23 protein-coding genes and 3 pseudogenes are annotated in these 26,027 nt (G+C 64.0%); 17 read left to right on the forward strand and 9 right to left on the reverse strand.

Features of this window, described 5'->3' with window-relative positions; all coding sequences use genetic code 11:
• Positions 1 to 29 precede the first annotated feature (29 nt).
• The 4 genes from PYR71_RS11445 to PYR71_RS11460 are packed head-to-tail and all read left to right on the forward strand — an operon-like array spanning position 30 to position 3,876.
• Positions 30 to 998, forward strand: coding sequence for an ABC transporter substrate-binding protein (locus PYR71_RS11445; protein ID WP_275619429.1), 969 nt, complete (start codon positions 30 to 32; stop codon positions 996 to 998).
• A 19-nt stretch (positions 999 to 1,017) separates the two neighbouring features.
• Positions 1,018 to 2,022, forward strand: a complete 1,005-nt coding sequence (locus tag PYR71_RS11450) for a FecCD family ABC transporter permease (RefSeq protein WP_275619430.1) — start codon at positions 1,018 to 1,020, stop codon at positions 2,020 to 2,022.
• A gap of 41 nt (positions 2,023 to 2,063) precedes the next feature.
• A complete protein-coding gene (locus tag PYR71_RS11455) occupies positions 2,064 to 3,056 on the forward strand; it encodes a FecCD family ABC transporter permease (protein WP_275619604.1) in 993 nt (330 codons plus the stop codon).
• Between the two features lie 7 nt (positions 3,057 to 3,063).
• The gene (locus PYR71_RS11460; protein ID WP_275619431.1) at positions 3,064 to 3,876 is read left to right on the forward strand and encodes an ABC transporter ATP-binding protein; all 813 of its coding nucleotides are present in this window, start codon (positions 3,064 to 3,066) and stop codon (positions 3,874 to 3,876) included.
• Here the strand turns inward: PYR71_RS11460 and PYR71_RS11465 are convergent.
• The gene (locus PYR71_RS11465; protein WP_275619432.1) at positions 3,857 to 4,540 is read right to left on the reverse strand and encodes a class I SAM-dependent methyltransferase; all 684 of its coding nucleotides are present in this window, start codon (positions 4,538 to 4,540) and stop codon (positions 3,857 to 3,859) included. The genes PYR71_RS11460 and PYR71_RS11465 overlap by 20 nt on opposite strands.
• A gap of 158 nt (positions 4,541 to 4,698) precedes the next feature.
• Between PYR71_RS11465 and PYR71_RS11470 the strand changes: the two genes are divergently transcribed.
• Together PYR71_RS11470 and PYR71_RS11475 are read left to right on the forward strand one after the other, a co-directional pair.
• Positions 4,699 to 5,349, forward strand: coding sequence for an ArsR/SmtB family transcription factor (locus PYR71_RS11470; RefSeq protein WP_275619433.1), 651 nt, complete (start codon positions 4,699 to 4,701; stop codon positions 5,347 to 5,349).
• Positions 5,346 to 6,614 (forward strand): MFS transporter, encoded by a 1,269-nt coding sequence (locus PYR71_RS11475; protein WP_275619434.1) that lies wholly within the window; start codon positions 5,346 to 5,348, stop codon positions 6,612 to 6,614. The genes PYR71_RS11470 and PYR71_RS11475 overlap by 4 nt, the downstream gene beginning before the upstream one ends.
• Here PYR71_RS11475 and PYR71_RS11480 read toward each other — a convergent pair.
• From PYR71_RS11480 to PYR71_RS11500, 5 genes and pseudogenes are all read right to left on the reverse strand, one after another.
• Positions 6,577 to 7,482 carry a LysR family transcriptional regulator gene (locus tag PYR71_RS11480; RefSeq protein ID WP_275619435.1) on the reverse strand — a complete coding sequence of 302 codons (906 nt, stop codon included), beginning with the start codon at positions 7,480 to 7,482 and terminating at the stop codon, positions 6,577 to 6,579. The two genes, PYR71_RS11475 and PYR71_RS11480, sit on opposite strands and share 38 nt — an antisense overlap.
• Before the next feature lie 424 nt (positions 7,483 to 7,906).
• Entirely contained in the window at positions 7,907 to 8,929 is a 1,023-nt protein-coding gene (locus tag PYR71_RS11485) for an LLM class flavin-dependent oxidoreductase (RefSeq protein ID WP_275619436.1), read from the reverse strand.
• Positions 8,930 to 9,296: 367 nt separating this feature from the next.
• Positions 9,297 to 9,434: pseudogene (locus PYR71_RS11490) on the reverse strand (DNA helicase); the annotation flags it as partial.
• A gap of 27 nt (positions 9,435 to 9,461) precedes the next feature.
• Positions 9,462 to 9,824, reverse strand: coding sequence for a hypothetical protein (locus tag PYR71_RS11495; protein WP_275619605.1), 363 nt, complete (start codon positions 9,822 to 9,824; stop codon positions 9,462 to 9,464).
• A gap of 5 nt (positions 9,825 to 9,829) precedes the next feature.
• Positions 9,830 to 10,627 (reverse strand): DUF899 domain-containing protein, encoded by a 798-nt coding sequence (locus PYR71_RS11500; RefSeq protein WP_275619437.1) that lies wholly within the window; start codon positions 10,625 to 10,627, stop codon positions 9,830 to 9,832.
• A 117-nt stretch (positions 10,628 to 10,744) separates the two neighbouring features.
• Between PYR71_RS11500 and PYR71_RS11505 the strand changes: the two genes are divergently transcribed.
• Together PYR71_RS11505 and PYR71_RS11510 are read left to right on the forward strand one after the other, a co-directional pair.
• Positions 10,745 to 11,965, forward strand: a complete 1,221-nt coding sequence (locus PYR71_RS11505; protein WP_275619438.1) for a helix-turn-helix domain-containing protein — start codon at positions 10,745 to 10,747, stop codon at positions 11,963 to 11,965.
• 28 nt (positions 11,966 to 11,993) lie between these two features.
• On the forward strand, positions 11,994 to 12,626 hold the full coding sequence (locus PYR71_RS11510) for a Vgb family protein (protein WP_097578944.1): 633 nt from the start codon (positions 11,994 to 11,996) through the stop codon (positions 12,624 to 12,626).
• Positions 12,627 to 12,778: 152 nt separating this feature from the next.
• On the opposite strand, the gene PYR71_RS11515 is transcribed toward PYR71_RS11510, so the two are convergent.
• Positions 12,779 to 13,315 carry a GNAT family N-acetyltransferase gene (locus PYR71_RS11515; RefSeq protein ID WP_275619439.1) on the reverse strand — a complete coding sequence of 179 codons (537 nt, stop codon included), beginning with the start codon at positions 13,313 to 13,315 and terminating at the stop codon, positions 12,779 to 12,781.
• A 207-nt stretch (positions 13,316 to 13,522) separates the two neighbouring features.
• Between PYR71_RS11515 and PYR71_RS11520 the strand changes: the two are divergent.
• Positions 13,523 to 14,158: pseudogene (locus tag PYR71_RS11520) on the forward strand (CHASE4 domain-containing protein); the annotation flags it as partial.
• Positions 14,152 to 14,460, forward strand: a pseudogene (locus tag PYR71_RS11525) (response regulator); the annotation flags it as partial. The pseudogenes PYR71_RS11520 and PYR71_RS11525, both read left to right, overlap by 7 nt.
• 63 nt (positions 14,461 to 14,523) lie before the next feature.
• On the opposite strand, the gene PYR71_RS11530 reads toward PYR71_RS11525, so the two are convergent.
• A complete protein-coding gene (locus tag PYR71_RS11530) occupies positions 14,524 to 15,945 on the reverse strand; it encodes an aminotransferase-like domain-containing protein (protein WP_275619440.1) in 1,422 nt (473 codons plus the stop codon).
• Between the two features lie 181 nt (positions 15,946 to 16,126).
• On the opposite strand from PYR71_RS11530, the gene PYR71_RS11535 reads away from it, so the two are divergent.
• Positions 16,127 to 16,990 carry a DMT family transporter gene (locus PYR71_RS11535; protein WP_275619441.1) on the forward strand — a complete coding sequence of 288 codons (864 nt, stop codon included), beginning with the start codon at positions 16,127 to 16,129 and terminating at the stop codon, positions 16,988 to 16,990.
• Between the two features lie 183 nt (positions 16,991 to 17,173).
• A complete protein-coding gene (locus PYR71_RS11540; protein ID WP_183912993.1) occupies positions 17,174 to 17,629 on the forward strand; it encodes a DUF4168 domain-containing protein in 456 nt (151 codons plus the stop codon).
• A 176-nt stretch (positions 17,630 to 17,805) separates the two neighbouring features.
• On the opposite strand, the gene PYR71_RS11545 is transcribed toward PYR71_RS11540, so the two are convergent.
• On the reverse strand, positions 17,806 to 19,014 hold the full coding sequence (locus tag PYR71_RS11545; RefSeq protein WP_275619442.1) for an ROK family protein: 1,209 nt from the start codon (positions 19,012 to 19,014) through the stop codon (positions 17,806 to 17,808).
• 201 nt (positions 19,015 to 19,215) lie between these two features.
• Here PYR71_RS11545 and PYR71_RS11550 point away from each other — a divergent pair, with 201 nt between their 5' ends.
• From PYR71_RS11550 to PYR71_RS11570, 5 genes are all read left to right on the forward strand, one after another.
• On the forward strand, positions 19,216 to 20,502 hold the full coding sequence (locus tag PYR71_RS11550) for an ABC transporter substrate-binding protein (protein ID WP_275619443.1): 1,287 nt from the start codon (positions 19,216 to 19,218) through the stop codon (positions 20,500 to 20,502).
• Between the two features lie 200 nt (positions 20,503 to 20,702).
• Positions 20,703 to 21,587 (forward strand): carbohydrate ABC transporter permease, encoded by an 885-nt coding sequence (locus PYR71_RS11555; RefSeq protein ID WP_275619444.1) that lies wholly within the window; start codon positions 20,703 to 20,705, stop codon positions 21,585 to 21,587.
• Complete coding sequence (locus PYR71_RS11560) at positions 21,587 to 22,438, forward strand: carbohydrate ABC transporter permease (RefSeq protein WP_275619445.1); 852 nt, start codon at positions 21,587 to 21,589, stop codon at positions 22,436 to 22,438. The genes PYR71_RS11555 and PYR71_RS11560 overlap by 1 nt, the downstream gene beginning before the upstream one ends.
• A gap of 37 nt (positions 22,439 to 22,475) precedes the next feature.
• Positions 22,476 to 23,621 (forward strand): ABC transporter ATP-binding protein, encoded by a 1,146-nt coding sequence (locus PYR71_RS11565; protein WP_275619446.1) that lies wholly within the window; start codon positions 22,476 to 22,478, stop codon positions 23,619 to 23,621.
• 13 nt (positions 23,622 to 23,634) lie between these two features.
• Positions 23,635 to 25,767, forward strand: coding sequence for a beta-galactosidase (locus tag PYR71_RS11570; protein ID WP_096770950.1), 2,133 nt, complete (start codon positions 23,635 to 23,637; stop codon positions 25,765 to 25,767).
• Positions 25,768 to 26,027 lie beyond the last annotated feature (260 nt).

The following is a 26,027-nucleotide window of genomic DNA, read 5'->3' on the forward strand; positions in this document are numbered from 1 at the left end:
CTCTGCCCGTCAGAGGGGAGTTTTCAGATATGACTCGATACGCACATAAATTTTTCACGGCGCTCGGCCTGTCCGCAGTGCTAGTGGCAGGGTCCGCGCACGCCGACGACAACAAGAAAGTCTCGATCGTCGACGACCGCGGCGTCACCGTGGAAGTTCCGGCACAGCCGACGCGCATTGCCTCGATTTCCTATTTCGCAGATGACGTCGCGCTGGCACTCGGCATCAAGCCGGTCGCCAGCACCTATATGACGAAAGGCCGCGAGCCCGAATTCCTGCTCGGCCTGACCTCCGGAATGAAGCAGATCGGCCAGCGCGCCAAGCCCAATCTGGAACTTCTCTCCGAAGCCAAGCCGGATCTGATCGTCGCGATCCGCCGCTATACGGTCGGCAATGCGGCGCAGCTTCAAAACATCGCACCTTATGTCGCCTATAACATGGAACTGCTCGAAGAGAGCTACAGCGAGACGGCCGCGCTGTCCAAGCTGCTCGGCAAGCCCGAGCGCGGCGAACAGCTGAACGCCGATTTCCGCAAGCATCTTGCGGAGTTCGCCGCCAAGGCGCCGAAGGACGTTCATCCGCGCTTCCTGATCATGTGGGGAGGCGCAACGCCTTTTGCCTTCCACACGGAAAATACCTCGGCCTCGATCGTCGCTGCCATTGGCGGCGACAATGTTCCCGGCCCCAAGACGCCGGGCGGTGAGTTCGGCATCGACCTCAGTCTCGAAACCATGCTGGAGAAGGACCCGGAGGTCATCTTCGTCTATGATTCCGGCTCGGATCGTCCGCATGAGAGCAACCCGATCTGGTCGCAGCTGTCGGCGGTCAAGAATAACCGCGTCTTCTATGTCGGCGACCAGTGGGTCGAGACCAACGGCCCGATCGCCCGCGAAATCGTGCTGCGCGAAGCCGCGCATTACCTCTACCCCGACACGTTCCCGGCCGTCGACGTCAAGGCCGAAGCCGCCAAGCTGATCCCGGCCGAACTGCAGAACTAAGTCCAAGGACAGGCCTGCGATGAGCCCCCGTCAATCATTTCTGGCCATAGGGCTCATCGTCGTCGCCGCCATGCTGGCGGCGATGTTCGGCTTGCTGGTCGGCGCCAAGACGCTTTCGGTCGAGACCGCGGTTCGCGTGCTCCTGGTGCCCGACGGTAAGCTCGAATCCGTTCTCGTCTGGACGCTGCGCCTGCCGCGCAGCCTGGCGGCGGCGGCCGGCGGCGCCGGACTTGCCGTTTCCGGCTACGTGCTGCAGACGCTGACGCGCAATCCGCTGGCCGATCCCGGTATTACCGGCGTGACGTCGGGGGCGGTCGCACCGATCGTCTGCTGCTTCGTCTTTCTGCCTTGGCTTTCGCCTGCCTATTATCCCTTCATCGGCCTTGCCGGAGGGCTTGCCGCGGCTTCCGTGACGTTCTGGGCTTCGCGCGGCGGGCAAGGGCGGCCGTTGCAGCTTGCGCTTGGCGGCGTCAGCGTCTCGCTGTTTTTGGGCGCGAGCACCACCTATGTGTTGCTTTTGACCGGGCCGCAATCGGCATCGCTGCTCTTCTGGCTCGCCGGCGGCTTCCAGGGACGCACCTGGTCGCATCTCCTCTATATGCTGCCCTGGACGATCGCGGGCGTCGCCGGGGCGCTCCTTCTGCAGCGGGTGATCGGCATGTTCATGCTGAGCGACCATGCGGCAGCCGGCATGGGCCTGCAGCTTGGCCTGTGGAAGCCGCTCATCCTCATTCTGGCCGTCATCCCGGTCGCGGGTATCGCGCCGATCGCCGGGCCGGTCGCCTTCGTCGGCCTTGCCGCTCCCCACATCGCCCGGCTGCTGAAACCCCGCGGCACCGGATGGGAGATCGGGTTGAGTGCGGCCCTCGGCGCGCTGATCGTGACCGCCGCCGATGTTTTCGCGCGCAGCATCGCCATTCCGCGCGAGCTGCCGGTCGGCATCGTCACCGCGCTGCTTGGCGGCCCGATCTTCATCTATCTCATTCAGCGGGGGCGGCTCAGCCTCGCAGGTGAGGCGCGATGAGCACCTGGGCATCGACATCGGCCGGCCCGGCAAGCCTTGGCATGGCGGCCGCGTTCGCCGTCCTGGCCGTCCTGTCGCTTGCGGCGGCGATCTTCCTCGGCGTCGCCGATATTCCCATGGGTGACGTCGCGGCCGTGCTGACCGGCGGCGGATCGGCGGAAGCGCGGCTGATCATTCTCGATATCCGGCTGCCACGCATCGCCACCGGCATTCTCGCCGGCATCCATTTTTCGCTGGCGGGATATCTCTTGCAGACCATTACCCGCAACCCGCTGGCCGATCCCTCGCTGATGGGCGTGTCGCAGGGAGCGACACTGTCGGTGACGATCTTCCTGCTCTTTACCGTCTATATTTTCGAGCCGGGCTCGAATACGCTGGCCGAACTGCCGGTCGCATGGCTGCCTGCGGCAGGCCTTTCCGGTGGCCTGCTTGCCGGCGGCGTGATCTATCTGCTCGCCTTCCGTCTCGGGCTCAGTGCGCTGCGCATCACCCTCTGCGGCGTGGCGGTCGGCGCGGTGCTGCATGCAGTTGCGATCGGCCTCATCGCCGGATGGGGATCGGCCCGCATCGAGATCATTCTCGAATGGTTGTCAGGCAGTCTTTACGCCCGCAGCTGGGATCACGCGTTCTTCCTGCTGCCCTTCACCATCGCCGGCCTCGCCATGCTGCCGGTCATCTACCGGCCGCTGATGCTGTTGCAGTTCGATGCGCCCGTCGCTCGCTCCTTCGGGCTCGGTTATCGGAGGCAGTTCTCGATCGTGCTGATCGTCTCCTGCGCGCTTGCGGCAAGTGCCGTCGGCGCGGTCGGGCCGATCGTCTTCGTCGGCCTCATCGTGCCCCATCTCGCCCGCTTCCTGGCTGGGCGGAATTTCAGGCTGTCGCTTTTGCTGACGATCGTGCTCGGCGCCGTCATCGTCACGCTTGGCGATCTCATCGGCCGGCTGCTTGGCCAGGCCGAGGAAATCCCGATCGGCGTGGTCACGGCCGTTTTCGGCGTGCCGCTTCTGCTCGCGCTGCTGCGCAAAACCATGTGAGGCCGAAATGCCATTGTCCTGTTCCGACCTCTCAGTGATGTACAACCAGCGAAAGGCCCTCAGCGGTTTCAGCCTTTCGCTCGAAAAAGGCGAGATCCGGGCGCTGATCGGGCCGAACGGGTCTGGCAAGAGCACGGCGCTGCATGCGCTGGCCGGGCTCATCCGCCCGGCGGAGGGCAGGGCGTCGCTCGACGGCGTTGCCGTCGCCTCCATGTCGCGCCGGATGCTGGCGAAGAAGCTCGCCTTCCTGCCGCAGCAGCCGACCGCACCGGACGAGATGACCGTCGCCCAACTCGTGCGTCAGGGCCGCTATCCCCATGTCGGCTTGTTCCGCTCTTATGACAGCCGCGACGAAGAGGCGATCGAATGGGCGCTCGAAAGCACCGACCTGTCTGATTTAGCCGATCGCAGCCTGCGCGAATTGTCCGGCGGGGAGCGACAGAGGGCGTGGATTTCGGCCGCTCTCGCCCAGGAAGCGGAGATCCTGCTGCTCGACGAGCCGACCTCCTTCCTCGACATCGGCTATCAGGTCGAAGTGCTCGATCTCGTGCATCGGCTGAGCCGGGAAAAGGGCGTGACCGTCGTCATGGCGATCCACGACATCAACCAGGCGATCGCCGTCAGCGACCGCATCTCCCTGCTCGAAAAGGGGCAGCTCAGGTTCGACGGCGCGCCCCGCGAGCTTGCCGAGCGCAACCTCATCCAGGACATCTTCCGCGTCAGGGGCCGTTTCGTCCAGGTCGCTCCAAATAGTGCGCCGCATTTCGATGTGGAGCTGATGAAACTTCAGCCGGCAGTGTTTAGCGCTTCACCAGCCTGAAGACGATTTTTGTCTGCGTGTAGTAATTCAGCGCATCGGCAAAGTCCGGCGTCCAGCCATCCGCGACGAAGGGAATGAATCCGTCATATTCGAGTTTGCGGGCGGAAACGTCGAAGCCTGCCTTTTCGAAGGCGCGGCCGTAATCGGTGATCGACCGATCCTGAACGACGGTATTGGTGCGGTTGGCTACGAGCTCGCGCCATTTCGGCCAGAGCGGATTGTCCGTGTGGCAGCCGGTCACCGCATAATAGACGCCGCCCGGCTTCAGTGCCTGGCGAATATTGGCAGCGTGCGCGTCGATGTCGGGGACGAGATAAATGACTTCGTGGCTGAGGGCGAGATCGAATTCGTCGCTCCAGCCCTCCAGCCTGCCGCCGACCTGATGCTGGATCGGCAGATTGCCTCTCAGCGTCTCGGCCTTGGCAATAGAGGTTTCGGCAATGTCGATACCCAGCCCCTTGCGGAATGGGCGGATCGCATAGAGATGCCGAAGCAGGCCGCCCTGATTGCAGCCGAAATCGAGCACGCTTTTGTCGGAGAGGTCGCGCTCCAGAATGAGATCGAATAGGTGGCGCCAGATGGGCGCATGTCCATCGGCCATCCTGTCTTCGGCATCGGGGTCGATGTACCACGTGCCGATGTTTTTCTGCGCTTCCTCAGACATCCCTTGCCCCCTCGTTTCATGCGGATCGTGGGGATGGTCTTAGGGCGCGTGATGATGCTTGGCTAGGGCCGACGCTGGTTTTCAAATGCCTTTCCAAAGTCGAATAATTTTACAAAGAAATCTTTGCAAAGATATGTTTGCGATTATATGATCAGGTCATGAAAGAGCAGAACTCCGAACCTGCCGCAGATGCTCTTGCCTCGCGTACCGTCAGCCGTGTCGTGCCCGAACCGTCCGCGCTGAAGGCGCTGGCCCACCCCGTCCGGCTGCGCATGCTCGGCATGCTGAGGATCGAGGGCCCCGCCACGGCGACGCAGCTCGCCGTTCGGTTGGGCCTGAACAGCGGCGCGACCAGCTATCACCTGCGCCAGCTCGCCCAATACGGTTTCATCGAGGATGCGCCGCATGCCTCGCGGCGCGACCGCTGGTGGCGTGCCAGCCACGAGCTGACCTCGGTGCCCGCAAGCGAAGCCGAGGGGGAGGCGCTCGATCTCGACATCGCTTTCAACCAGGCGGCCCTCTCGCTGCAGGTCGGCCAGATGCAGCAGGCGCTGGAGGAATATGCCGAGCTGCCGACGGAATGGCGCAAGGCGACGGCGGCCGACGACATCATCATCCCGATGACGGCGGAACAGGCCGAGGCCCTAACGAAGCGGCTGACCGGCATCATCCTGGAAGCCATGCGGGCCGCCCCACCGCTGGGGGAGGCGGCGTCCCGGAATCCTGGCATGGTTCCTTTCTATGTCATGCTGCATGCCTTTCCCTATCCGGGCCGCCTGCCGCACCGCGAGCGGGAGGACGAGCGGTGAGAGAAGGCAAGCCATTTCTGGCGCTTGCCGCCGCAGAGACACTTTCGCTTTCCGGCACCCGGCTATCGACCATCGCCATTCCCTGGCTGGTGCTGAGCGCCACAGGCAGCCCGGTGCTGACCGGGCTGACGGCGATGATGGAGATGCTGCCTTATGTGCTCGCCAAAGCGCTCGGGGGGCCGCTGATCGACCGCATCGGCGCCAAGCGCATCGCCATCGTCTGCGACATGGCCTCGGTGATCGCGGTCGGGCTGGTGCCGCTTCTCGATCTCTTCGGCGTGCTGACAGTGCCGGTGCTGCTGCCCGTCGTTTTCGCCATGGGCTTGTTGCGGGGGCCCTCCGATGCCGCCAAGCAGGCGATGGTTCCCGATATCGCTGCGCTGGCAGCCGTGCCGCTCGAGCGGGTGACCGGCACCTCCAGCGCCATCGAACGACTGGCCTCAACGGTAGGCGCTGCCGGCGCTGGCGCATTGATCGGGTTGATAGGCCCGGGTCAGGCGCTCCTCGTCAACGCCGGCACCTTCGCCGCCGCAGCGCTGGTCGTCGCGACCGGCATACCCGGCATGCGGCGCGCTCCCGATCGGTCCGTCGCTCCGTCGGGCAAGCTGCCTTCCTATCTCGACGATCTCCGGGAGGGCTGGCACTTTCTGCGCAGCGATGCCGTGCTCGTCAGCATCGTCACCATGGTGGCGGTCACCAATCTATTCGACCAGGCCTATCATGCGGTGCTACTGCCGGTCTGGACACGGGATGCCGGCCATGGGCCCGAGCTGCTCGGGGCGATGTTCGCCGTCTTCGCCGGCGCCTCGATCGCGGGTGCTGCGATTGCCGCGGCGATCGGCGAGCGCATGCCGCGCCTGACGATTTATACCGTGGCCTTCCTCCTGACCGGCTTTCCGCGCTTTCTCGCTCCCGCGCTGGATGCGTCCATCGGCCTCGTCTTTGCGACGCTCGCCATCGCAGGATTCGCGTCGGGCTTTCTCAACCCGATCCTGTCGGCGGTCATCTTCGAGCGCATCCCCAAGCCGCTGACCGGTCGGGTCACCGCATTGAACACCGCCCTTTGCTTCGCCCTCATCCCCTTCGGCGGCCTCGCCGGCGGCGCGCTGATCAGCACGCTCGGCCTTGCCGCCGCCCTGTTCCTGATGGGGATTGCCTATCTCGCGACCACGCTTGCGCCGCTGGCGCTGAAGAGTTTTCGCGGGTTTGACAGGGAGATCGCTGCACTCACCGATGCCCGAGCTCCTTGGTCATCAGGTCGATGAAGCGGCGCACCCGCGGTTCCAGCAGGCGCTTGTCGGGATAGAGTGTGACGATCTTGACGTCATCGGTTTCGAGCTCCGGCAGGACGTGGCGGAGGCGGCCGGCGACGAGATCGCCTGCGACGAGAAAGTCGGGGAGCAGAGCTATGCCGAGGCCTGCGACGGCGGCGTCGCGGATCGCCTCGTCGCTGTCGAGCCTTAGGCGGCTGCGGCCCTGCGCCTTGACCCAGGCTTCGCCTTCGCCGCGAAAGCGCCAGCCTTGCCGTTGATCGCGGCTGGAAAAGACCAGGCAATCGTGGGCGGCGAGATCGTCAATGTCGCGCGGTTCGCCACGGTCGGCGAGATAAGATGGCGAGGCGCAGAGCCGCGCCCTGTCGGCTGCGATCACCCGCGAAACCAGCCGGGTGTCGGATGCCGGCGGCATCGTGCCGATCCGAATCGCCAAATCGAAACCTTCTTCGAGGATGTCGGCCTTGCGATCGGTGAAGTTCACTTCGACCTGGATGCCGGGCCAGGCCAGAAGATATTTTTCGACGATGGGCAGCACGACGAGCCGCCCGAAGGCATCGGGAACGGTGAGTCTGAGAACGCCCCGCGGCGCGGCGCTCTGACCCGCCACGCTCGCCTCCGCCTCGTCGACCGAAGCGAGGACTTCCAGACCATGTTGATAGAATACCCGGCCTTCGTCGGTCAGGCTCAGCCTTCTCGTGGTGCGGTTGAGCAGGCGCGTGCCGAGGCGGTCTTCCAGGCGGATGACGGCCTTTCCTGCTGCCGATCGGGACAGGCCCATAGCCTGGCCGCCGCCGATGAAGCTTCCGGCATCGACGACGGCCATGAAGATCAGGATATCGTTGAGGTTCGTGCGCGGCATGGGGCAACTCGCGGTTCGGGCTACGGCCTTAATTCGGTCGTGCTGCAGCCGATTCAAGGTTCGCACCATCAACGTCCGGCGCGGCAGTAAGGTCCCGAGGCTTCGTTCACGCGGCGGTGGGATGGCAGATGCGCTCTCCGGCGCGGCCGCTATGGGTACGTGGGGCACAGGTTAAGAGAGGGCGGGCCGTATAACACCCGCTCTGCCCTGCCGGGCATCTCCCCAACAAGGGGGAGATCGGCTGGGCGCGTTGGTTTTTCCCAAACAACTGCCGCATAGTTCGTTCGCTACGGAAAAAGGGACGGATGGCCGAACCTCTTGCCCATCTCCCTCCTTGCCGGGAGATGGGCAGAGGGGGGCAAACGGCCCGCCCTCGCATCATCGCTCGTCCACTAAGCCGCTATCGCGGCCGTCTTAAGTTCTCTCACCGCCAGCCGAGCGCCGGTGCGACGTGGGTCAGGATCGCATCGATGACATGCGCATTATATTCGACGCCGAGCTGGTTGGGGACGGTGAGCAGCAGCGTGTCGGCCTCGGCGATCGCCTCGTCTTCGGCGAGCTGCTTGATCAGTACATCGGGCTCGGCGGCGTAGCTGCGGCCGAAGATTGCCCGAGTCTTCTCGTCGATGAAGCCGATCTTGTCGCCTTCGTCGCCGCCATAGCCGAAATAGGCGCGGTCGCGCTCGTCGACCAGCGCGAAGATGCTGCGGCTGACCGAGACGCGCGGCTGGCGGGTGTGACCGGCGGCCTTCCAGGCCTCGCGGTAAGCGCGGATCTGATCGGCCTGCTGGACGTGGAACGGCTCTCCCGTCTCGTCGTCCTTCAGCGTCGAACTCTGCAGGTTCATGCCGAGCTTTGCCGCCCAGACGGCGGTGGCGTTGGAGCTGGCGCCCCACCAGATCCGCTCGCGCAGACCCTCCGAATGCGGTTCGAGACGCAGGAGACCGGGCGGGTTGGGAAACATCGGCCGCGGGTTCGGCTTGGCAAAGCCTTCGCCGCGCAGCACCTCAAGGAAGACTTCCGCGTGGCGCCGCGCCATTCCGGCCTCGTCCTGACCTTCCTGCGGGGCATAGCCGAAATGGCGCCAGCCATCGATCACCTGCTCGGGCGAACCGCGGCTGACGCCGAGCTGCAGCCGACCGCCGGCGATCAGATCGGCGGCACCCGCATCCTCGGCCATATAGAGCGGATTCTCGTAGCGCATGTCGATGACGGCCGTGCCGATCTCGATCCGGCTGGTCTTAGCACCGACGGCTGCCAGGAGCGGGAAGGGCGAGGCCAGCTGCCGGGCGAAGTGGTGTACGCGAAAATAGGCGCCGTCGGCACCGAGCTCTTCAGCGGCGACGGCAAGATCGATCGACTGCAGCAGCGCGTCGCCCGCCGAGCGGGTCTGCGATTGCGGCGAGGGCGTCCAGTGCCCGAACGAAAGGAATCCGATCTTTTTCATGCTGATACGCACCTTGATCCGTTGTGTCTGGGGTCGACAGGTCATTGCACAGTTTCGGGTTGCATGACAATCGGAACTGAGGCGCGGTGCATCGGCGCTATCATATGCCTGTTGCCGAGCCTTCCCTCGGTCTCTCTCCGGTCCATCGTCGGGGCGTCAGGCCACGGTGGCGAGCTCTACGGCTAGCGACATCGACCATAATACTCGAAAGGGCTATCGTATCCGCTCATGCCGGCACTATGATTAATCGGGCTCAGCGGAGCAAGTTCCACCCTCTTGCGTTCACGCCGGAGGTGCGAACTGTTCCGCCGGCAAACACCCGGTCGCGGGTCAGGCGTGAGACCTGCGACCGGGGCAACACAGTTTCCTAAAGCGCCGCGGCGAAGGCCATCTTTCCGTTTTTCAAGAAACACGTCTTGTCGAACAGCTTCAGGTCAAGCGGATTCGGCAGCCTGATGTCGGTGATATCGGGCAGGGACTTTTCAGTCGTCTCGAAGGATCGGTCAGGACCGTATGGAGTGAAGCTGATCGATTACCTCCGGCTCACGCGCTGCCAACCTGCGACAAGCCGCAGCCAAGGCGCCAGGTGAAAGCCGCTCATTAGCAGATACATCGGCACCATTCCGCCGATCGGGAAGGTCTCGGGCGCGCTCATGCAGATCGTGTCGGTACTGCCGGTCGCGGCCGTCAGTAATGCCATGATTGCGAAGGTCGGCGCAGCAGCAAGCGACAGCCAGTCAGCGGCGGGCAAACTCCGGGCGGATTCGCCCGGTCTGCCGGCCGCTTCGTCGGCGGCGGCCGATACAGACAGCCATTCGGCTGGATAGAAGGCGGCTCCGCCGTCTGGCGCAGCGTGTTCGCTGCCGCTTTTCGAGCTGTGGCAAGAGAGCAGCATCACCGTCACTCCTTGCCGTAGCGGTCGTGATGGCGCCACCAGATGCCGGTTTCGTTGCGACCCTTCGGCGCGCGGTCGAGCCATTGGTACACGCCCCAGAGGCCATCCAATCCGCGCGCATAGCTGGAATAGCTGTGGTAGACGGCGCCGTCGATGAGCTCGAAGGCGCTGACGCCCGGCCGGTCGCGGACATAGGTAGGCACATCGGTGCCGGTCATGGCGGCGATTTGGGTGATCGGCTCGTCACTGCCGCGTTGCTGCCAATCCTCAATGTTCCGGCTGGGCATTGGTTCGGGGGCGGGCGGTTCGCGGCGGTAATTATATTCCACGCCGCCCAGCCGCTGCTGCTCGTCGCTGAACCAGACGCCGAAATCGCTGTTGAAATCGCTGCCGCCGGAGGATGCCCAGGGGAAGCGCCAGTCCATGCGCTGTCGGAACGCCAGAAGTTTTGCAAGCGGCGCGCGCGAAACGGCCCAGAAGGCGACGTCGTGATTTTCGAGATGGACGAAGAAACCGTTGAAGCCGTCGGCGATCGAGGAGCAGGAGGGGCAGCCGGCGCTGTAATCCGGTCCGAACATGAAGTGGTAGACGAGAAGTTGCGAGCGCCCGCCGAAGAGATGCTTCAGCGAGGCATCGCCGCTTTCGGTGTCGAAGCGATATTCCTTTTCTATCCTGACGCGGGGCAATTGCTGGCGCTTCAGAGCCAGCGCGTCGCTTCGGCGGGTCAGTTCCTTCTCCTCCTCGAGCAGATCGAGCCTTGCTGCCAGCCATTGCTCGCGCGTTGCATTCAGCTGTGCCGTCATGGGTCTTCTCCTTTGCCTGTCTGTCGTCGTACCATCCGGCGCGGATTGTCTGCCGGCGCCGAGCAGATTACGGCCGGACAGGGGAATGGCGGGAGTGACAAGTGTGACGGGATTTGAATGGACTCGCTGATCACGGCCGCGGCGCTGGCGCTGGCATCGGGCGATGCACTGGGCGCACTGAAGCGGGTGGCGCTGCGCGACGACCCGCCGGCGCTGGCATTGCGAGGCATCGCCATGGCGCAGCTCGGCGATCTCGCGCGCGCCAAGGCGCTCTTGAAGAATGCGGCGCGCGCCTTCGGTCCGCGGGAGGCTGTGGCGCGGGCGCGCTGCGTGGTCGCCGAGGCCGAGATCGCGCTTATCTCGCGCGATCTGACCTGGCCGGTCAAGGCGCTGGACGCGGCGCGCAAAGTGCTGGAGGCGCATGGCGACAGGGTCAACGCCGCCCATGCGGGCAATGTCGCCATCCGCAGGCTGGTGCTGATCGGCCGCCTCGACGAGGCAGAACGCGCGCTCGCAGCGCTCGATCCGACGCCGCTGCCGCCGGCTTTGCGGGCCGCCCACGAGCTGGTGGTATCAGGAATTGCCGTCCGGCGTCTGCGAACCGAGGCGGCACGATCTGCCTTCGACCGGGCGAGGCTTGCCGCGCGCACGGCCGACATCCCCGCTTTGACCCGGGAGGTCGAAGCCGCCGCGCTGGTGCTCGCGACCCCGGCGGCACGGCTGGTTTCGCGTGGGCAGGAGCGTTCGCTGCGGCTTGCGGAGGTGGAAGCCCTGCTTTCCTCCCGCACGCTCGTCGTCGATGCCTGCCGTCATGTGGTCTGGAGCGCGGGCAATGCCGTTTCGCTGGCGACGCGGCCGGTGCTGTTTGCACTCGCCCGTACGCTCGCCGAAGCCTGGCCGGCGGATGTGGCAAGGGGTACGCTCATCGCGCGTGCCTTTCGTGGCAAACATGCCGATGAATCACATCGCGCCCGGCTGCGCGTCGAGATCGGCCGGCTGCGCGCAGCACTTGCCGGACTGGCGGAGGTCTCGGCGACGAAGCGCGGTTTTGCCCTTTCGCCACGCGCCGCCGGCGATATCGCAGTGCTGGCGCCGCTGGTCGAAGGTCAGCATGGGGCCGTGCTCGCATTCCTGGCCGATGGCGAGGCGTGGTCGAGCTCGGCCCTGGCGATCGCGCTTGCGGCCAGCCCCCGCACCGTGCAGCGTGCGCTGGATGCCCTTGCCGGCGAAGGCAGGGTGCAGTCGCTCGGGCGCGGTCGTGCACGGCGCTGGATGAGCCCGCCGCTGCCGGGTTTCCCGACGATCTTGTTACTCCCCGGGCCACTGCTAACCGATTAGGATGAGCCGAACTGGAGGGAAGGAAGCGATGAAAAAATCAGCAGCGAATATCCTGCGTGAATACGGGCCGTTTCCCGGCGCCGAGCGCGTCAATGGCGTCACTTTCGACGGCCGGCACGTCTGGTTCGCCTCCGGCGACAGGCTGAACGCGCTCGATCCGGAAAGCGGCGAGGTGGTGCGCTCGATCGAGGTCGCCTCCCATGCCGGAACGGCTTTCGACGGCGAATTCCTCTATCAGATCGCCGAGGACGTCATTCACAAGATCGATCCGAAGACCGGCCGCATCCTTTCCACCATCCCCGCACCCGGCAATGGCGGCGATTCCGGTCTTGCCTGGGCCGAGGGCACGCTCTGGGTGGGCCAGCATCGCGGGCGCAGGATCCACCAGATCGATCCAGAGACCGGCAAGATCCTGCGCACCATCGAGTCCAACCGCGTCGTGACAGGCGTCACCTGGATCGACGGGCAGCTCTGGCATGGCACCTGGGAGGGCGACGACAGCGACGTCAGGCGCATCGATCCGGAAACCGGCGAAGTGCTGGAGCGGCTTGATATGCCGGAAGGCACCGGCGTCTCCGGCCTCGAATCCGACGGCGCCGATCGCTTCTTCTGCGGCGGAGGCGGCAGCGGTAAAATCCGGGCTGTGCGCCGGCCGGGGTAAGTGAGGACACCTCCCGCATCCTTATATGCCCGCAATTGCAGCGCGGCATCCCCGACCTTCCTCATGCTGAGGTGCGCAGCCATCGGGCTGAGCCTCGAAGCACGCCGCAACGCTGCTCCTTGCATTCTCCGGTGCCGGTGCGCCTGCCTTTTTTATGCCGACCCATCCTCATCGAACAAAAGCGCCATGCCGATCGCATCGATGAACCGGCCGTCGATGCGTGCAGCGCGCCGGATTATGCCCTCGCGCACGAAGCCCAATTTTTCGTAAAGAGCGATCGCCCGGCTGTTGTCTTCGTAAACATCGAGTTCGACTCTGGCGAAACCGGTCTTTTGTGCGGCTCTTAATGTCGTCTCCATCAGCCGCCGTCCCAGACCCTGGCCGCGATAGGCGGGAAGGATTCCCATTCCGAGGTTTCCGCGGTGGGCGTGCGATGGGAAAAAATGCCGGCTGATGTCGCACCAGCCGACGACCTCTTCACAAGTGACGGCAACGAATTGCGGATTGCCTTTTGCAATCATACCCATCACGAACTCGCGTGTCTGCGGCAGTGGCGTTGCTTCGGTCATCGACAGGTATTTTTTCTCCCGTGCGACGATGTCGAGCGTGCGATGAAAGCTGTCGATATGGGCTGCAGTGATCGCTTCGATTCTGATGCCCGACATATCAGGTGACGCTCCTGCGTCCATGTTCTTCTCCTTCGATTACGCCGGAGGGTACCATTGCGGCTGGGCCGGAGCGCAAGCAAGGGTGATCTTCCATGGCCAGGCTGAAGCTTGGTGACGAGCGCAATTCATCGTCCGTCAACTTTTGCGTGTCAACGTCGCGTAGTAAATGCCATCAAAAGATTGCAGGCATCGCACATCACGCTCGTCCTGGTGACGCTCACCTGCACGATGGCCGTATTGTTGTGCGGATTTGCGTGGCTCGCCGCGGTGAAGGTCGATGATCTCTATTTGCGCCGGCAGGCCGACTTCGTCACCCAAGGATTGGAAGCGCAGATCAATGCGCTTCCCCGGGAACAGGAAAGTGTCACCAAATGGGACGACGCCTTCTTTATGCCAAGCAGCGGAACCATGAATGGCTGCTTGACAATGTCGGCCGCTGGACGAGCCAATATTTCGGGCACGACAGAACCTACGTCTTTGACGATACCAATCGCCTGATGTTTGCCGTTCGCGATGGAACGGACACTATGCCGCCGCGCCTCGGCAGCGACAACGGCCAGGAGATGACGGCGCTGGCGGGCGAGATGCGGGCTGCTCTCCTCGAGAGCAAAAAGCCCGGCGCCGAACCGCTTGGTCAGTTCGCCAGGGTCCGCACGATCATGATCGGCAACCGGCCGGCGATAATAAGCACGCGCCCCATTCTGCCGAGCTCGACAAGGATGCAAATCGAGGCCGGCCAGGAGTTCATCGCCGTCTCGGTCAAGTTCCTCGATGGAAAGGCGAGTCGAAAGCGTCGCCCATTATGCGCGGCTCGAAGGATTGCATTTTACCGCATCGAAGAGTGACGCGCGGGCGCAAAGGCCTCGAACGGCGCCGAAGGCCTGGAAATGATACAATGGCCGGACATCGTCATCAGCGATATTTCCATGCCTGTCATGCACGGGCACCAGCTTCTGGCGGAAATCCAGATCAACCACCCAGAGCTCTCCAACATCCCCTTCATCCTGCTGACGGCGCTGACCGACCGGGAAAATACGCTCGCCGGCCTGCGGGCCGGGGCGGCGGACTACCTGACGAAGCCGCTCGATTTCGACCTGCTGCTCGCCAAGCTCGAAGGCTGCGTGACGCGGCTGGAGAACGACACGGCGGTCAATCGGTCGTTTTGAGGTGTGGCGTTGACGAGATGAGGACGAAGGGGTGCCGTGCGGCAACGGCGAGCGTGTTCTCTCTCACTTCCTCAGCCTCCCCAATACCTCCTCCAGCACCTCGAACACCCGCCGATCCAACATCTGCGACACATTGAACCGCATGAAATTCGTCGCCGATTGCGACAGGCTGAAAGCATTGCCGGGGGCAAGCACGATCTTCCTTTCCAGCGCGGCCCGCGCCACGTCGGCCGCATCGACGCCGTCTGGCAGCCGGCACCAGAGGAACATCCCGGCCGGCGGCTCCAGCCAGGGCATTATCCCCAACCCTTTTAGCCGGGCCGAGACCTCGCCCATCGCCCGGGAAAGCCGCTGTCTCAGCGTCTCCATGTGTTTGCGGTAGCTGCCGTCGTTCAAGACGTTCAGCACCAGTTCCGCCGTCAGCCGGCCGCCGCCGAAGGCGGTGGCGATCTTGATATCGGTCAGTCCGTCGACCCACTCCGGTTTGGCGGCGATAAAGCCGCAGCGGGCCGAGGCTGAGAGCGTCTTCGAAAAGCTGCCGATATGGATGACCCGCTCGAGCCCGTCGAAAACGGCAAGGCGGGGCGCCGGGGTGTATTCGAAATCGGCGAAGATATCGTCCTCGATGATGACGAGGTCGAACTGGTCGGCGAGTTTCAGAAGCCGGTGTGCCGTCACCGGGGACAGCGTTGCACCGGTGGGATTGTGGATGGCGGAATTGGTGATGTAGAGGCGCGGCCGGTGTTCAGCGACGACTTGCGCAAACAGCTCGATATCGGGACCGTACGGTGTGTAGGGCACGCCGACGATCTTTGCCCGATGGGCGCGCAGCAGGGCATGGAAATTGAAATAGCAGGGGTCGTCGACCAGCACGGTATCGCCGGGTTCTAACAGGAAGCGGCAGAGCAGATCAATTGCCTGCGTGCCGGAATCCGCCAGCATGATCTGGTCGGGGGAGGCTTCGATGCCGCGTTCGCCCATGCGCCGCGAAATCAGCTGGCGCAGCGGCGGCAGGCCGAGGGGCGAACCGTAGTCAGCAAGCGCCTGCCCGTCGGCGCGGGCAAGCGTTCTGAGCCCGCGGCGCATGGCTTCGCCGGGCAGCCAGGAGGGCGGCAGCCAGCCGCAGCCGGGCTTCAGGTCACTCTCGCCGGCCTCCAGCGATTGCCGCGATATCCAGAACGGATCGAGGGCGCGATCGAGCTTCGGCCCGGCCTGCGCAAGCGCAAAGGGTGCTGCCTGGTTGGCGACATAGAAGCCGGAGCCTGGTCTCGCCAGGATCGCGCCTTCGGCAACCAGGCGCTCATAGGCATCGACCACGGTCGACGTCGACAGCTTCAACGTCGCCGCCAATCCCCGCACCGACGGCAGCCTTGCGCCGGGCGTCAGGCTGCGGCCGGCAATGCGCTGCCGAATCGTTGCCATCACCATCTCGACGCGTGTGCGTCCTGCCAGTTCTTCGCCCATCTGTACTGCTTTTCGAACCATAACAGTTTGTTGAAATCGTATCAGACTGTCACTGTCCTGGCCATCCGTCCTGATCGATAAAGGCTGAAGCGCGTCGCTGCGAATTTGATTCAAGTGACGCGCCTTAGGTGGTTGTTTTCATACATGCCGTCCAAACCTGAGGGTGCTTTGGACGGCATGGATCAGGAAGGAAGAGTGCATAATGGAACGCATGACGGCAGGATGGATCAACGGCTTGGTCGGCGTGGTGATCTTCAGCGGCTCGCTGCCGGCAACGCGCGTCGCAGTGGCGCAGTTTGATCCCGTGTTCCTGACCGTCGCGCGCGCGGCGATCGCCGGGGCATTGGCGCTCTGCCTGCTGATCATCTTTCGTGAGAAACGGCCGTCAGGGCGCGATATCGTCTCGCTCGTCGTTGTCGCACTCGGCGTCGTGGTGGGCTTTCCGCTGCTGACGGCGCTGGCACTGCAGCATGTCACCTCGGCCCATTCCATCGTCTTCATTGGTCTTCTGCCGCTGGCAACCGCGACCTTCGGCGTCATCCGCGCCGGCGAGCGGCCAAAGCCGGCCTTCTGGCTCTTTTCCATTCTCGGCAGTGCGCTGGTGGCGGGCTTTGCCTTGGCGCAAGGGGTGACCGCATCGCCGGTCGGCGACGTCCTGATGCTGGCGGGTGTCCTTGTCTGCGGTCTCGGTTACGCCGAAGGCGGCAGGCTGTCGCGCACGCTGGGCGGCTGGCAGGTGATTTCCTGGGCGCTAGTGCTGTCGCTGCCGCTGATGGTCACGGCCGCCTTTCTATACCGGCCAGCGAGTTTTGCCGGCATCGAAACCCCGGCGCTCGTCGGCCTTGCGTATGTCTCGCTGTTCTCCATGCTGATCGGCTTCATCTTCTGGTATCGTGGCCTCTCCCAGGGCGGCATCGCCGCCGTCGGCCAGTTGCAGCTGCTCCAGCCCTTCTTCGGCCTTGCGCTCGCCGCCACCCTGCTGCGTGAGACGGTGACGTGGAGCATGCTGGCTGTAACGATCGCCGTAATTCTGTGCGTGGCGGGGGCGAGGAAGTTTGCGCGGTAGGGCTGGGCCGGCCTCCGTTGGTCACAAAGCCGCCGCTCAATCGTCAGTAAATAGCCCTGTTACCGCCGCATCGTGCCCTTTTCAGGCTTCATCGTCGCGACCTCGCCGGCCTTTTCAGCGGCCGAGCGATCGACCGAGGCGGTCTTGCTGCCGTCAAATCACGCACGTGAAAAAGGAACGAATATGATCACTCGTTACACACCTGTTGCAATGATGACCGCTGCGGTCTTCAGCCTGCTGGCGTTCAGCCCGGCTTCGGCTGTCGAGATGGCGCAAGCGCAACAGCAGCCGGCCGCGCAGGGCCAGGCGCCGATGCAGGGGCAGAGCGGCGGCACGGCTGCGCCGGCGGCCGTCAGCGATCAAAAACTCGAAGCCTTTGCCGTCGCCTACCTGCAGGTCGATAAGGTCCGGCAGCAATATTCGGCCAAGATCGACGCAACGAAGGATCAGGCAGCAAAGCAAAAGCTGCAGGAAGAGGCCAAGAAGGAGATGGTCGAAACCGTCCAGTCCTCCAACGACATCTCGGTCGAGGAATATTCCTCGATCCTGACGGCCGCGCAGAGCGACCCGGCCCTGGCCAAGAAGGTCCTGGACAAGATCGGAACACCGCCGCCGGCGCAGTCGCAACAGCAGCAATAGGCAGCGCGGCCATGTAACGTCCCTAAGTCGGACGAAGGGGCGGGCAAGCTGAAAGTCCATGTGGCGAGTGGGCGCGAAATCCCACTTGCCGATCTCCCCCTTGTGGGGGAGATGCCCGGCAGGGAAGAGCGGGTGCCGCACACCGTCCGATAAACAATCTGCCGTTCTGCCGCACTTCAAGCCGCCGACGTCGAGCCTCTGACGCCCAGCGTCGCTATATCCGTCACCCCGCCGGATGACTCGAAATCAAATATCTTCTGCGTCACCAGCGCCGCCGCTCCCCGGGCCCAGGAGTTGTCCTCCCAGTCGGGCAGCAGCGGCGGTGCGGTGCGGAAGGTGCGGGCGGTGAGGGCTTCGCGCAGGGGCGTGAGGAAGGCGTCGCCGAGGGAGACGGCTTCGCCGCCGGCGACGATGACTTCGGGGTCGGTGATGTTGACGAGGTTGGCGAGCGCGGTGCCGATGCCGCGGCCGGAATCTCCGACGAGGGTGAGGGCGGTGGCATCGCCTGAGGCGAGGGCGGTGCGGAGTTCGGGCAGGCCGAGGTCCTCGCTGCCGGTCGTTTCGCGCCAGCGGCGCAGCATCGACAGTTCGGAGTGGTAGGCCATCAGGCAGCCGCGCTTGCCGCATTCGCAGAGGCGGCCGCCTTCCTCGAACAGCGTGTGGCCGAATTTGCCGGCAGCGCCATTGGCGCCGCGATAGAGCTTGCCGTCGATGACGAGGGCGCAGCTGATGCCGACGCCGACGGCGAGCACCGCCATGTTGCGGTGCTGGCGGCCGAGGCCGAAGAGCTGCTGGGCGATGGCGTAGGCGTTGGTATCGTCCTCCAGCCAGACCGGCACGTGGACGCGGGCGGCCACCAGCGAGGCGAGCGGAACGTTGTCCCATTGGAAGCGGTGGCTGCGTACGCAGGCCGTCTGCTCGTGGTTGATGACACCGGGCATGGAGATGCCGATGCCGGCGAGCTTGGCCTTCGGCCGGCCGGCTAGCTTGACCAGCGCGGGCACGGTGCCGGCCAGGAGATCGGCGACATAATGGGGATCGTGGCCCTCCAGGCCGATGCGCATGGCGGCGACGGGATTGGTGGCGAGATCGGTCGCCACGCATTCCACCGAATCCACCATCAGCTTGAAGCCGAGCGCGAGCGAGTGCTCGTAATTGATCTCGACGGGTATCGGCCGGCGGCCGGCGGGGCCGGGCACGGCCTTGCCCTCGGTGACGATGCCTTCCTCCAGAAGGTCGGCGACGACGAAGGTGACGGCGGCCGGGGAGAGGCCGATGACGGTGGCGATATCGGCGCGGCTCCTCGGCCCTTCGCGTCTGAGAAGGTTGAGGATGAGGCGTCGGTTCATGGCTCTCGCCGTGGTCTGGTCGCCTTTCAGCTTCACGATGCATTCCTTAATTTTGTAAATTAATTATTGCGGGCTCGTTCAATCTATGCATAAGTTCGCCCGCCGATCAACTGAAGCCGGGGCGATTGTACGCCAGGCATCGCAGGGCGAACGGCGCGTTGAATGCCTGATCGAGCGCGTTCCAAGGAGGGGTCGCTTGAGCCGGGCGGTGTTGATCGATCAACTGGGAGGAATTCAATGGCATTTTCGAAGCAATTTCCCGAAACCACCCGCAGAAACTTCCTGAAAGGGGCGGGCGCTGTTTCCGCGGCCGCGGTCACCGGTGCGGCGGTCGGCGGCCTTCCGATCCCGGCGATCGCGCAGGCGCAGGAGGTCACGATGATCTCGGCCGAAAACAACGGTGCGGCACTCGACGCGCTGAAAGCGATCGCGGCGGGCTTCACCAAGGAATCCGGCGTCAACGTCGTCATCAACAACATGGATCACGAGGCGCACACGACGGCGATCCGCAACTATCTCGTCGCGGGCGCGCCGGATGTCTGCTCCTGGTTCTCGGGCAACCGCATGCGTGCCTTCGTCAAGCGCGGCCTGTTCGACGATATTTCCGACCTGTTCGAGAAGGAAAAATACAAGGACGTGCTGGGTGCGACGGCCGGCGCCGTCACCGAGGACGGCAAGCAATATGGACTTCCCACGGGCGGCACGCTCTGGGGAATGTTCTATCGCAAGGATGTGTTCGAGCAGCATGGCCTTACAGTGCCGAAGACAGCCGAGGACTTCATGGCCTATGGCGACAAGTGCAAGGCGGCCGGCATCACGCCGATCGCGATCGGCACCAAGGAATTGTGGCCGGCGGCCGGCTGGTTCGACCAGATGAACCTGCGCATCAACGGGCTCGACAAGCACATGGCGCTGATGAACGGCGAGATGAGCTATCTCGATCCGTCGCTGACTGATGTCTTCGATCAGTGGGAGGCGATGATCGGCAAGGGTTTCTTCACGCCGAACCACACCTCCTTCGGCTGGCAGGAGGCCGCCGCACTTCTGGCGCAGAAGAAGGCCGGCATGATGAACCTCGGCGCCTTCCTGCGTTCGGCCTTCACCGAAGCGGATTTGCCGCAGCTCGCCTATGCCACCTTCCCGGTGCTCGACGCCAAGGTCGGCCATTTCGAGGAGTTCTCGGTCAATTCGATCCACATTCCCGCCAAGGCGAAGAACAAGCAGGGCGCGCGCGATTTCCTCGCCTATTTCTACAGGCCGGAGAATTTGGCAGCCTATCTGGAGCCGGGCGGCAACGTGCCGCCGCGCCACGACCTGCCGCCGAGCAAGGATCCGCTCGTCAACGTCGCCGTCGAGACGATGAAGACGGTGCAGGGCACCTCGCAATATTACGACCGCGACAGCGACCCCGACATGGCCCAGGCCGGCCTCGTCGGCTTCCAGGAGTTCATGGCCAAGCCCGACCGGCGCAAGGCGGTCCTGACGCGGCTCGAGGGGACGCGGAAGCGAATTTATAAGATCTGAGGCTGGCGTGTTCTGAGGTTTGCCCCTCACCCTAACCCTCTCCCCGCTTGCGGGGAGAGGGGACGTGCCCTGCGAGATGTTGGCGAGGGACGGAGAGGTTGCGGCGTTTCCCCTTCGCCCCGTTTACGGGGAGAAGGTGGCGGCAGCCGGATGAAGGGCAAGCTTCACCGCTTGCTCTTATCCTAAACAAGGTTCTCGACATGCAGACATTATGGCGCCGCCAGCGTTGGTGGCTTACCCCGACTTTGCTTATCGCGCCTGCGATCGCGCTGTTCTTCACCGTCATCCTGCTCTCGGCGGTCAGGAGTGTGTGGATCAGTTTTCACGAGTGGGACGGGTTCGGGCCGATGGTGTGGATCGGGCTCGGCAATTACGTCGAGCTCTACAGCGATCCGCAATTCTACGTGTCGCTGAAGAACAACCTGATCTGGCTCATGATGTTCATGGCCGCGCCGCCGATCGGGCTCGCCATTGCGCTCTTGGTCAACCAGAAGATTGCAGGCATGCGCTTCCTGAAGTCGCTGTTCTTCATTCCGCTGGTGCTGGCGTCGGTGACCGTCGGCATCGTCTTCACCTGGGTCTATACGCCGGAGTTCGGGCTGCTGGCGCTAATCTTCAGGGCCTTCGGGGCGGTGGCGCCGGCCGTGCTTTCCGACGAGCATTTCGTCACTTTCGCGATCGTCACCGCAGCCCTCTGGCCGCAGATCACCTTCTGCATGGTGCTCTATCTCGCCGGCCTCAACAATCTGAGCGAAGAGCTGATCGGGGCAGGGCGCGTCGATGGGGCGAGGGGCTGGAACATGCTGTGCCACATCGTGCTGCCGCAGCTCACCCAGGTCACCTTCATCGCCATTGCCGTCACCGTCGTCGGTGCGCTGCGCTCCTTCGACATGATCTCGGTGATGACGGCGGGCGGGCCGTTCGGATCCTCCTCGGTGCTTGCCTACCAGATGTACGAGCAGTCGATCTTCTCCTACCGCTTCGGCTACGGCGCGGCGATCGCCTCGGTGCTTTTCGTGATCATGGCCGTCTTCATCGCCTGGTATCTCACCCACATCATCCGCAGCGAAGAGAGGGGAGGCTGATGTATCCTCGTCCCATTCCCGAAAGCGCGATCTGGCAGCGCCGGCTCTATGTCTCGGCCGTCGTCCTTGTGCTCATCCTCTGGCTCTGCCCGCTCTTTGCGATCATCCTCACGTCCTTCCGCTCGACGGCGGACGTGATGGGCGGCAATCTCTGGGGCTGGCCGACCGAGATCGGCCTCATCGACAATTACCGGGCCGTCTTCACCGACACGCCGATGGCGCGCTATTTCCTGAACAGCCTGATCATCACCATCCCTTCCGTGATCGGCGTGCTGGTGCTGTCGACGCTCGCGGGCTTCGTGCTGTCGCGCTATCGCTTTCCCGGCAACATGCTGATCTTCGCGCTCTTCGTCGGCGGCAATTTCCTGCCGCACCAGATCATGATGATCCCGGTGCGCGACCTGATGGTGCGACTCGACCTGATCGATACCACCGTGGCGCTGATCATCTTCCATGTCGCCTTCCAAACGGGGTTCGCGACACTCTTCATGCGCAATTTCATCGCCGCATTGCCGGATGAGCTGTTCCAGGCGGCCCGCGCCGAGGGCGCCTCGCCGTTCCAGACGCTGATCCATGTGGTGATCCCGCTGGTGCGGCCGGCGCTCGCCGCCCTTGCCATCCTGATCTTCACCTTCGTCTGGAACGATTATTTCTGGGCCGTCGTGCTGACCGTCAGCGACAGCGTCAAGCCCGTGACGGCAGGCCTTGCCAATCTGCGTGGCGAATGGGTCTCGGCTTGGAACCTGGTTTCGGCGGGCACGATCATCGTCGCCGTGCCGCCCGTCGTGATGTTCTTCCTGATGCAGCGGCACTTCATCGCTGGCCTCACCATGGGCGCGGTGAAGGGATGAGCCGGCGTCTTCCGTTTCAACAAGAGAGGGCCAGGATATGACCAGTCTCGAACTCCGAGAGATCAACAAGAATTACGGCGCCTATCATGCGCTGCGCGGCATCGATCTTTCGGTCGCGCAAGGCGAGTTCATCGTCATGGTCGGCCCGTCCGGCTGCGGCAAGTCCACGCTGCTCAAATCCATCGCCGGCCTGGAGACGATTTCCTCGGGCCAGATCGTGATTAACGGCCGCGATGTGACGCGGCAGGAGCCGGGCGATCGCGGCATCGCCATGGTCTTCCAGTCCTATGCGCTCTATCCGCATATGACGGTGGCCGAAAATATGGGCTTTGGCCTCCGCATGGCCAAGCGCCCGAAGGCCGAGATCGACGCCGCCGTGGCGCGCGCCGCCAAGATCCTCCGGATCACCGACCAGCTCGACAAGCGGCCGAAGCAACTATCAGGCGGCCAGCGGCAGCGCGTGGCGATCGGCCGGGCGATCACCCGCTCGCCCGAGGTTTTCCTGTTCGACGAACCGCTGTCGAACCTCGATGCGGCGCTCAGAACACAGATGCGCGTCGAACTCAGCAGCCTGCATGCCGAACTCGGCGCCACCATGATCGACGTCACCCACGACCAGGTGGAGGCGATGACCATGGCAAGCCGCATCGTCGTCCTCAATCAGGGCATCATCGAGCAGGTCGGCTCGCCGCTGGAGCTTTACCGCAACCCCGAGAACCTGTTCGTCGCCGGCTTCCTCGGCGCGCCAAGGATGAATTTCCTCGGCGTCACCGTCGATGCCGTCTCCGGCCTGGATGTCACCGTTTCGGCGCCCGGCCTGTCGCCGCTGACGGTGGAACTTTCGCATCCCACGACACTCACCAAGGGTGCGGGCCTGACGCTCGGCGTGCGCCCGGAAGCGATCTCCGTGGTGGCCGAGGGCAGCGAAAGCGGCGCGGTGCATGGCGAGGTCCGCCTCGTCGAGCATCTCGGCCGCGAGACCATTCTCTATGTCGATGCCGGCAATCTCAGCACCATCGCGTCCGAAAGCGGCACCGGCAACATCACCGCGCAGCTCAGCTACGTCGCGCCCTTTGCCGCCGGCCAGAAGGTGGCGCTGAAGCTCGATGCGCGCGAACTCTATCTCTTCTCTCCCGACGGCGGCCGCACGATCAGCGCCCGCAAGACCATTCTCGACAAATAGGAAAGACCAGCCCGTGTCCGACAAAACCCTCTCCGTATGGAACACCGTCAAGACCGACCGCTTTCTCGTCGGCGCTCCGCATTATCCCGAGCATGTCGACGAAAGCTATTGGGAGCGCGATGCCGAGCGCATGGCGAAAGCCGGCTTTAACGTGGTGCGCATCGCCGAATTCGCCTGGCATATCCTCGAGCCGAAGCTCGGCGCCTATGACTTCGATCTCTTCGACCGCGCCATCGCGATCCTCGGCCGCCACGGCATCGATACGATCATGTGCACGCCGACGGCGACGCCGCCGCGCTGGCTGACGGCGGCGCACCCCGAAATTTTAAGGGTTGATGGCAAAGGCCGGCCGATGAGCCACGGCTCGCGCCAGCATTGCGACACGGCAAGCCCCGTCTTCCGCGAGCACAGCAAGCGCATCACCAGGGCGATGGCCGAGCACTATCGCGAGAACTCCTTCGTTGTCGGCTGGCAGACTGACAATGAGCTGAACACCAGCATGCCGGAGAGCTTTTCCCAAGCGACGCTCAGCGAATTCCAGCTGTTCCTCGCCGATAAATACGGCGAGATCGCCAGGCTCAACCAAGCCTGGGGCGGCGATTTCTGGGCAACGGCCTATGACAGCTTCGACCAGGTGGTGCTGCCGATCGAGTTCGGCCCGACCTTCCCGAGCCCCGGCCACCTGCAGGATTACCACCGCTTCCTCGCCTTCTCCACGGCGCGCTTCCAGCACGACCAGGTGGAGATATTGCGCGCGGTGAAGCCTTCCTGGTTCGTCTTCCACAATCTCGGCGGCTTACGGGATATCGATTTCCGCGGCCAGTTCAGCAAGGATCTCGATTTCGTCGGCTATGACATCTACCCAATGCTCTATGACGAGTTCCAGCGGCTCGGCAACCATGCCAAGGTGCAGGCGCTACACCTCGATATCTGCCGCGGCTTTTCCGGCAATTACATCGTACCCGAGCAGCAATCGGGCTTCGGCAGCCAGCCGGGCTTCTGCACCCTGACGCCGGAGCCGGGCGAGTTGCGTCGCATGGCGCTTTCCTCCGTTGCTCATGGTGCTGACGGCCTCATGTTCTTCCGCTGGCGGCCCGCCCATTTCGGCGCCGAGATCTATTGGATGGGCATCATCGACCATGACGATATTGGCCGCCACCGCTATGAGGAGGCTAAGCGGTTCGCGGCCGAGATGGTCGCGCTGCAGCCGAAGATCCTCGGCACCTATGTGCGCATGGATGTCGGCATCGCCGGCTCCGATTTCGACAATCAGGAAGCCCACAAGACCTATCCGATCGGCTTGCCGAGCCCGCAGGACGATGCGATCCTGCTGCACCAGCATTGCTACGATCGCGGCATCGCCTGCGGCTTCATCCACCCCGAGGACGATCTTTCGAAGCTGAAGCTCTTCTATGTCCCGCACTGGGTGATGTGGAAGGACGAATGGACGGCGAGGCTCGAAGCCTTCGCCGCAGCCGGCGGCACCGTCATCATCGGCGCGCGCACCGGCACCCGCACTGAGGACAACCACGTCATCCGCGAAACCGCACCCGGCACTGCGCTTTCGAAGCTCACCGGCGTGCGCGTCGAAGATTTCGGCCGTCTCGCCGCCCCCGGCGCCAACGGCCTCTTCGACGTGATGGAGCGCTCCGGCGGCCTGGTCATCCCGCCGAACAGGCCGGCCGAAAGCCACCGCCGCGTCCGCCGCTTCAAGATCGGCAACCGCGAACTGGCCGCCGGCCATTTCTACGAAAACCTCACCATCGCGCCCGACGTCGAAGTGATCGCCGCCTGGTCCAACCGCTACGCCGAGGGCCAGCCGATGGCGACCTCCCGCAAGGTGGGCAAGGGGCAGGTGGTCTATCTCGGGACGTATCTGACGCCTAAGCTGACCGAGGCGCTGACGGAGCGGCTGTTTGCGCCGGCGGGCATCGAACCGCTGGTTGGCGGGCTGCCCGAGGGCGTGGAGGTCACGATGCGGATGAACGACGAGCGGCGGCTGCTGTTCGTGCAGAATTATATGGATCAGGCTGTGACGGTGGGTGGGGTGCCTGCCGGGCGGGATCTGCTGGATGGGGAGAAGAAGGTGGCGGGGAGGCTGGAGCTTGGGGGGTATGGGTGTGCGATTGTGGAGTTGGAGGGGTGAGGGGAAGGCGCCAACCATGAAGAAAGGTGTTGCGCGCGTTCTTGGCGCGCGGCTGTGGAGAGTTGTAGCTCCGGTGGTGGTTCAAATCTAAGTGGCATTGGGATCGGATGCAATTCGCCGATATCAACCGGCAGCAACTGATGGCTCCGAGCTATCTCATTATTGAGAGACAAGGCTGCTTTGCGCCTCCATTCCGGCCGTCCGACGAGCCGTTGGTCAAGCCCGAAAGCCGCCATTTAATGGGTTGCGGGTCTCATGCT

The organism is Rhizobium mulingense (genome assembly GCF_029194105.1).
GTDB lineage: Bacteria > Pseudomonadota > Alphaproteobacteria > Rhizobiales > Rhizobiaceae > Rhizobium > Rhizobium mulingense.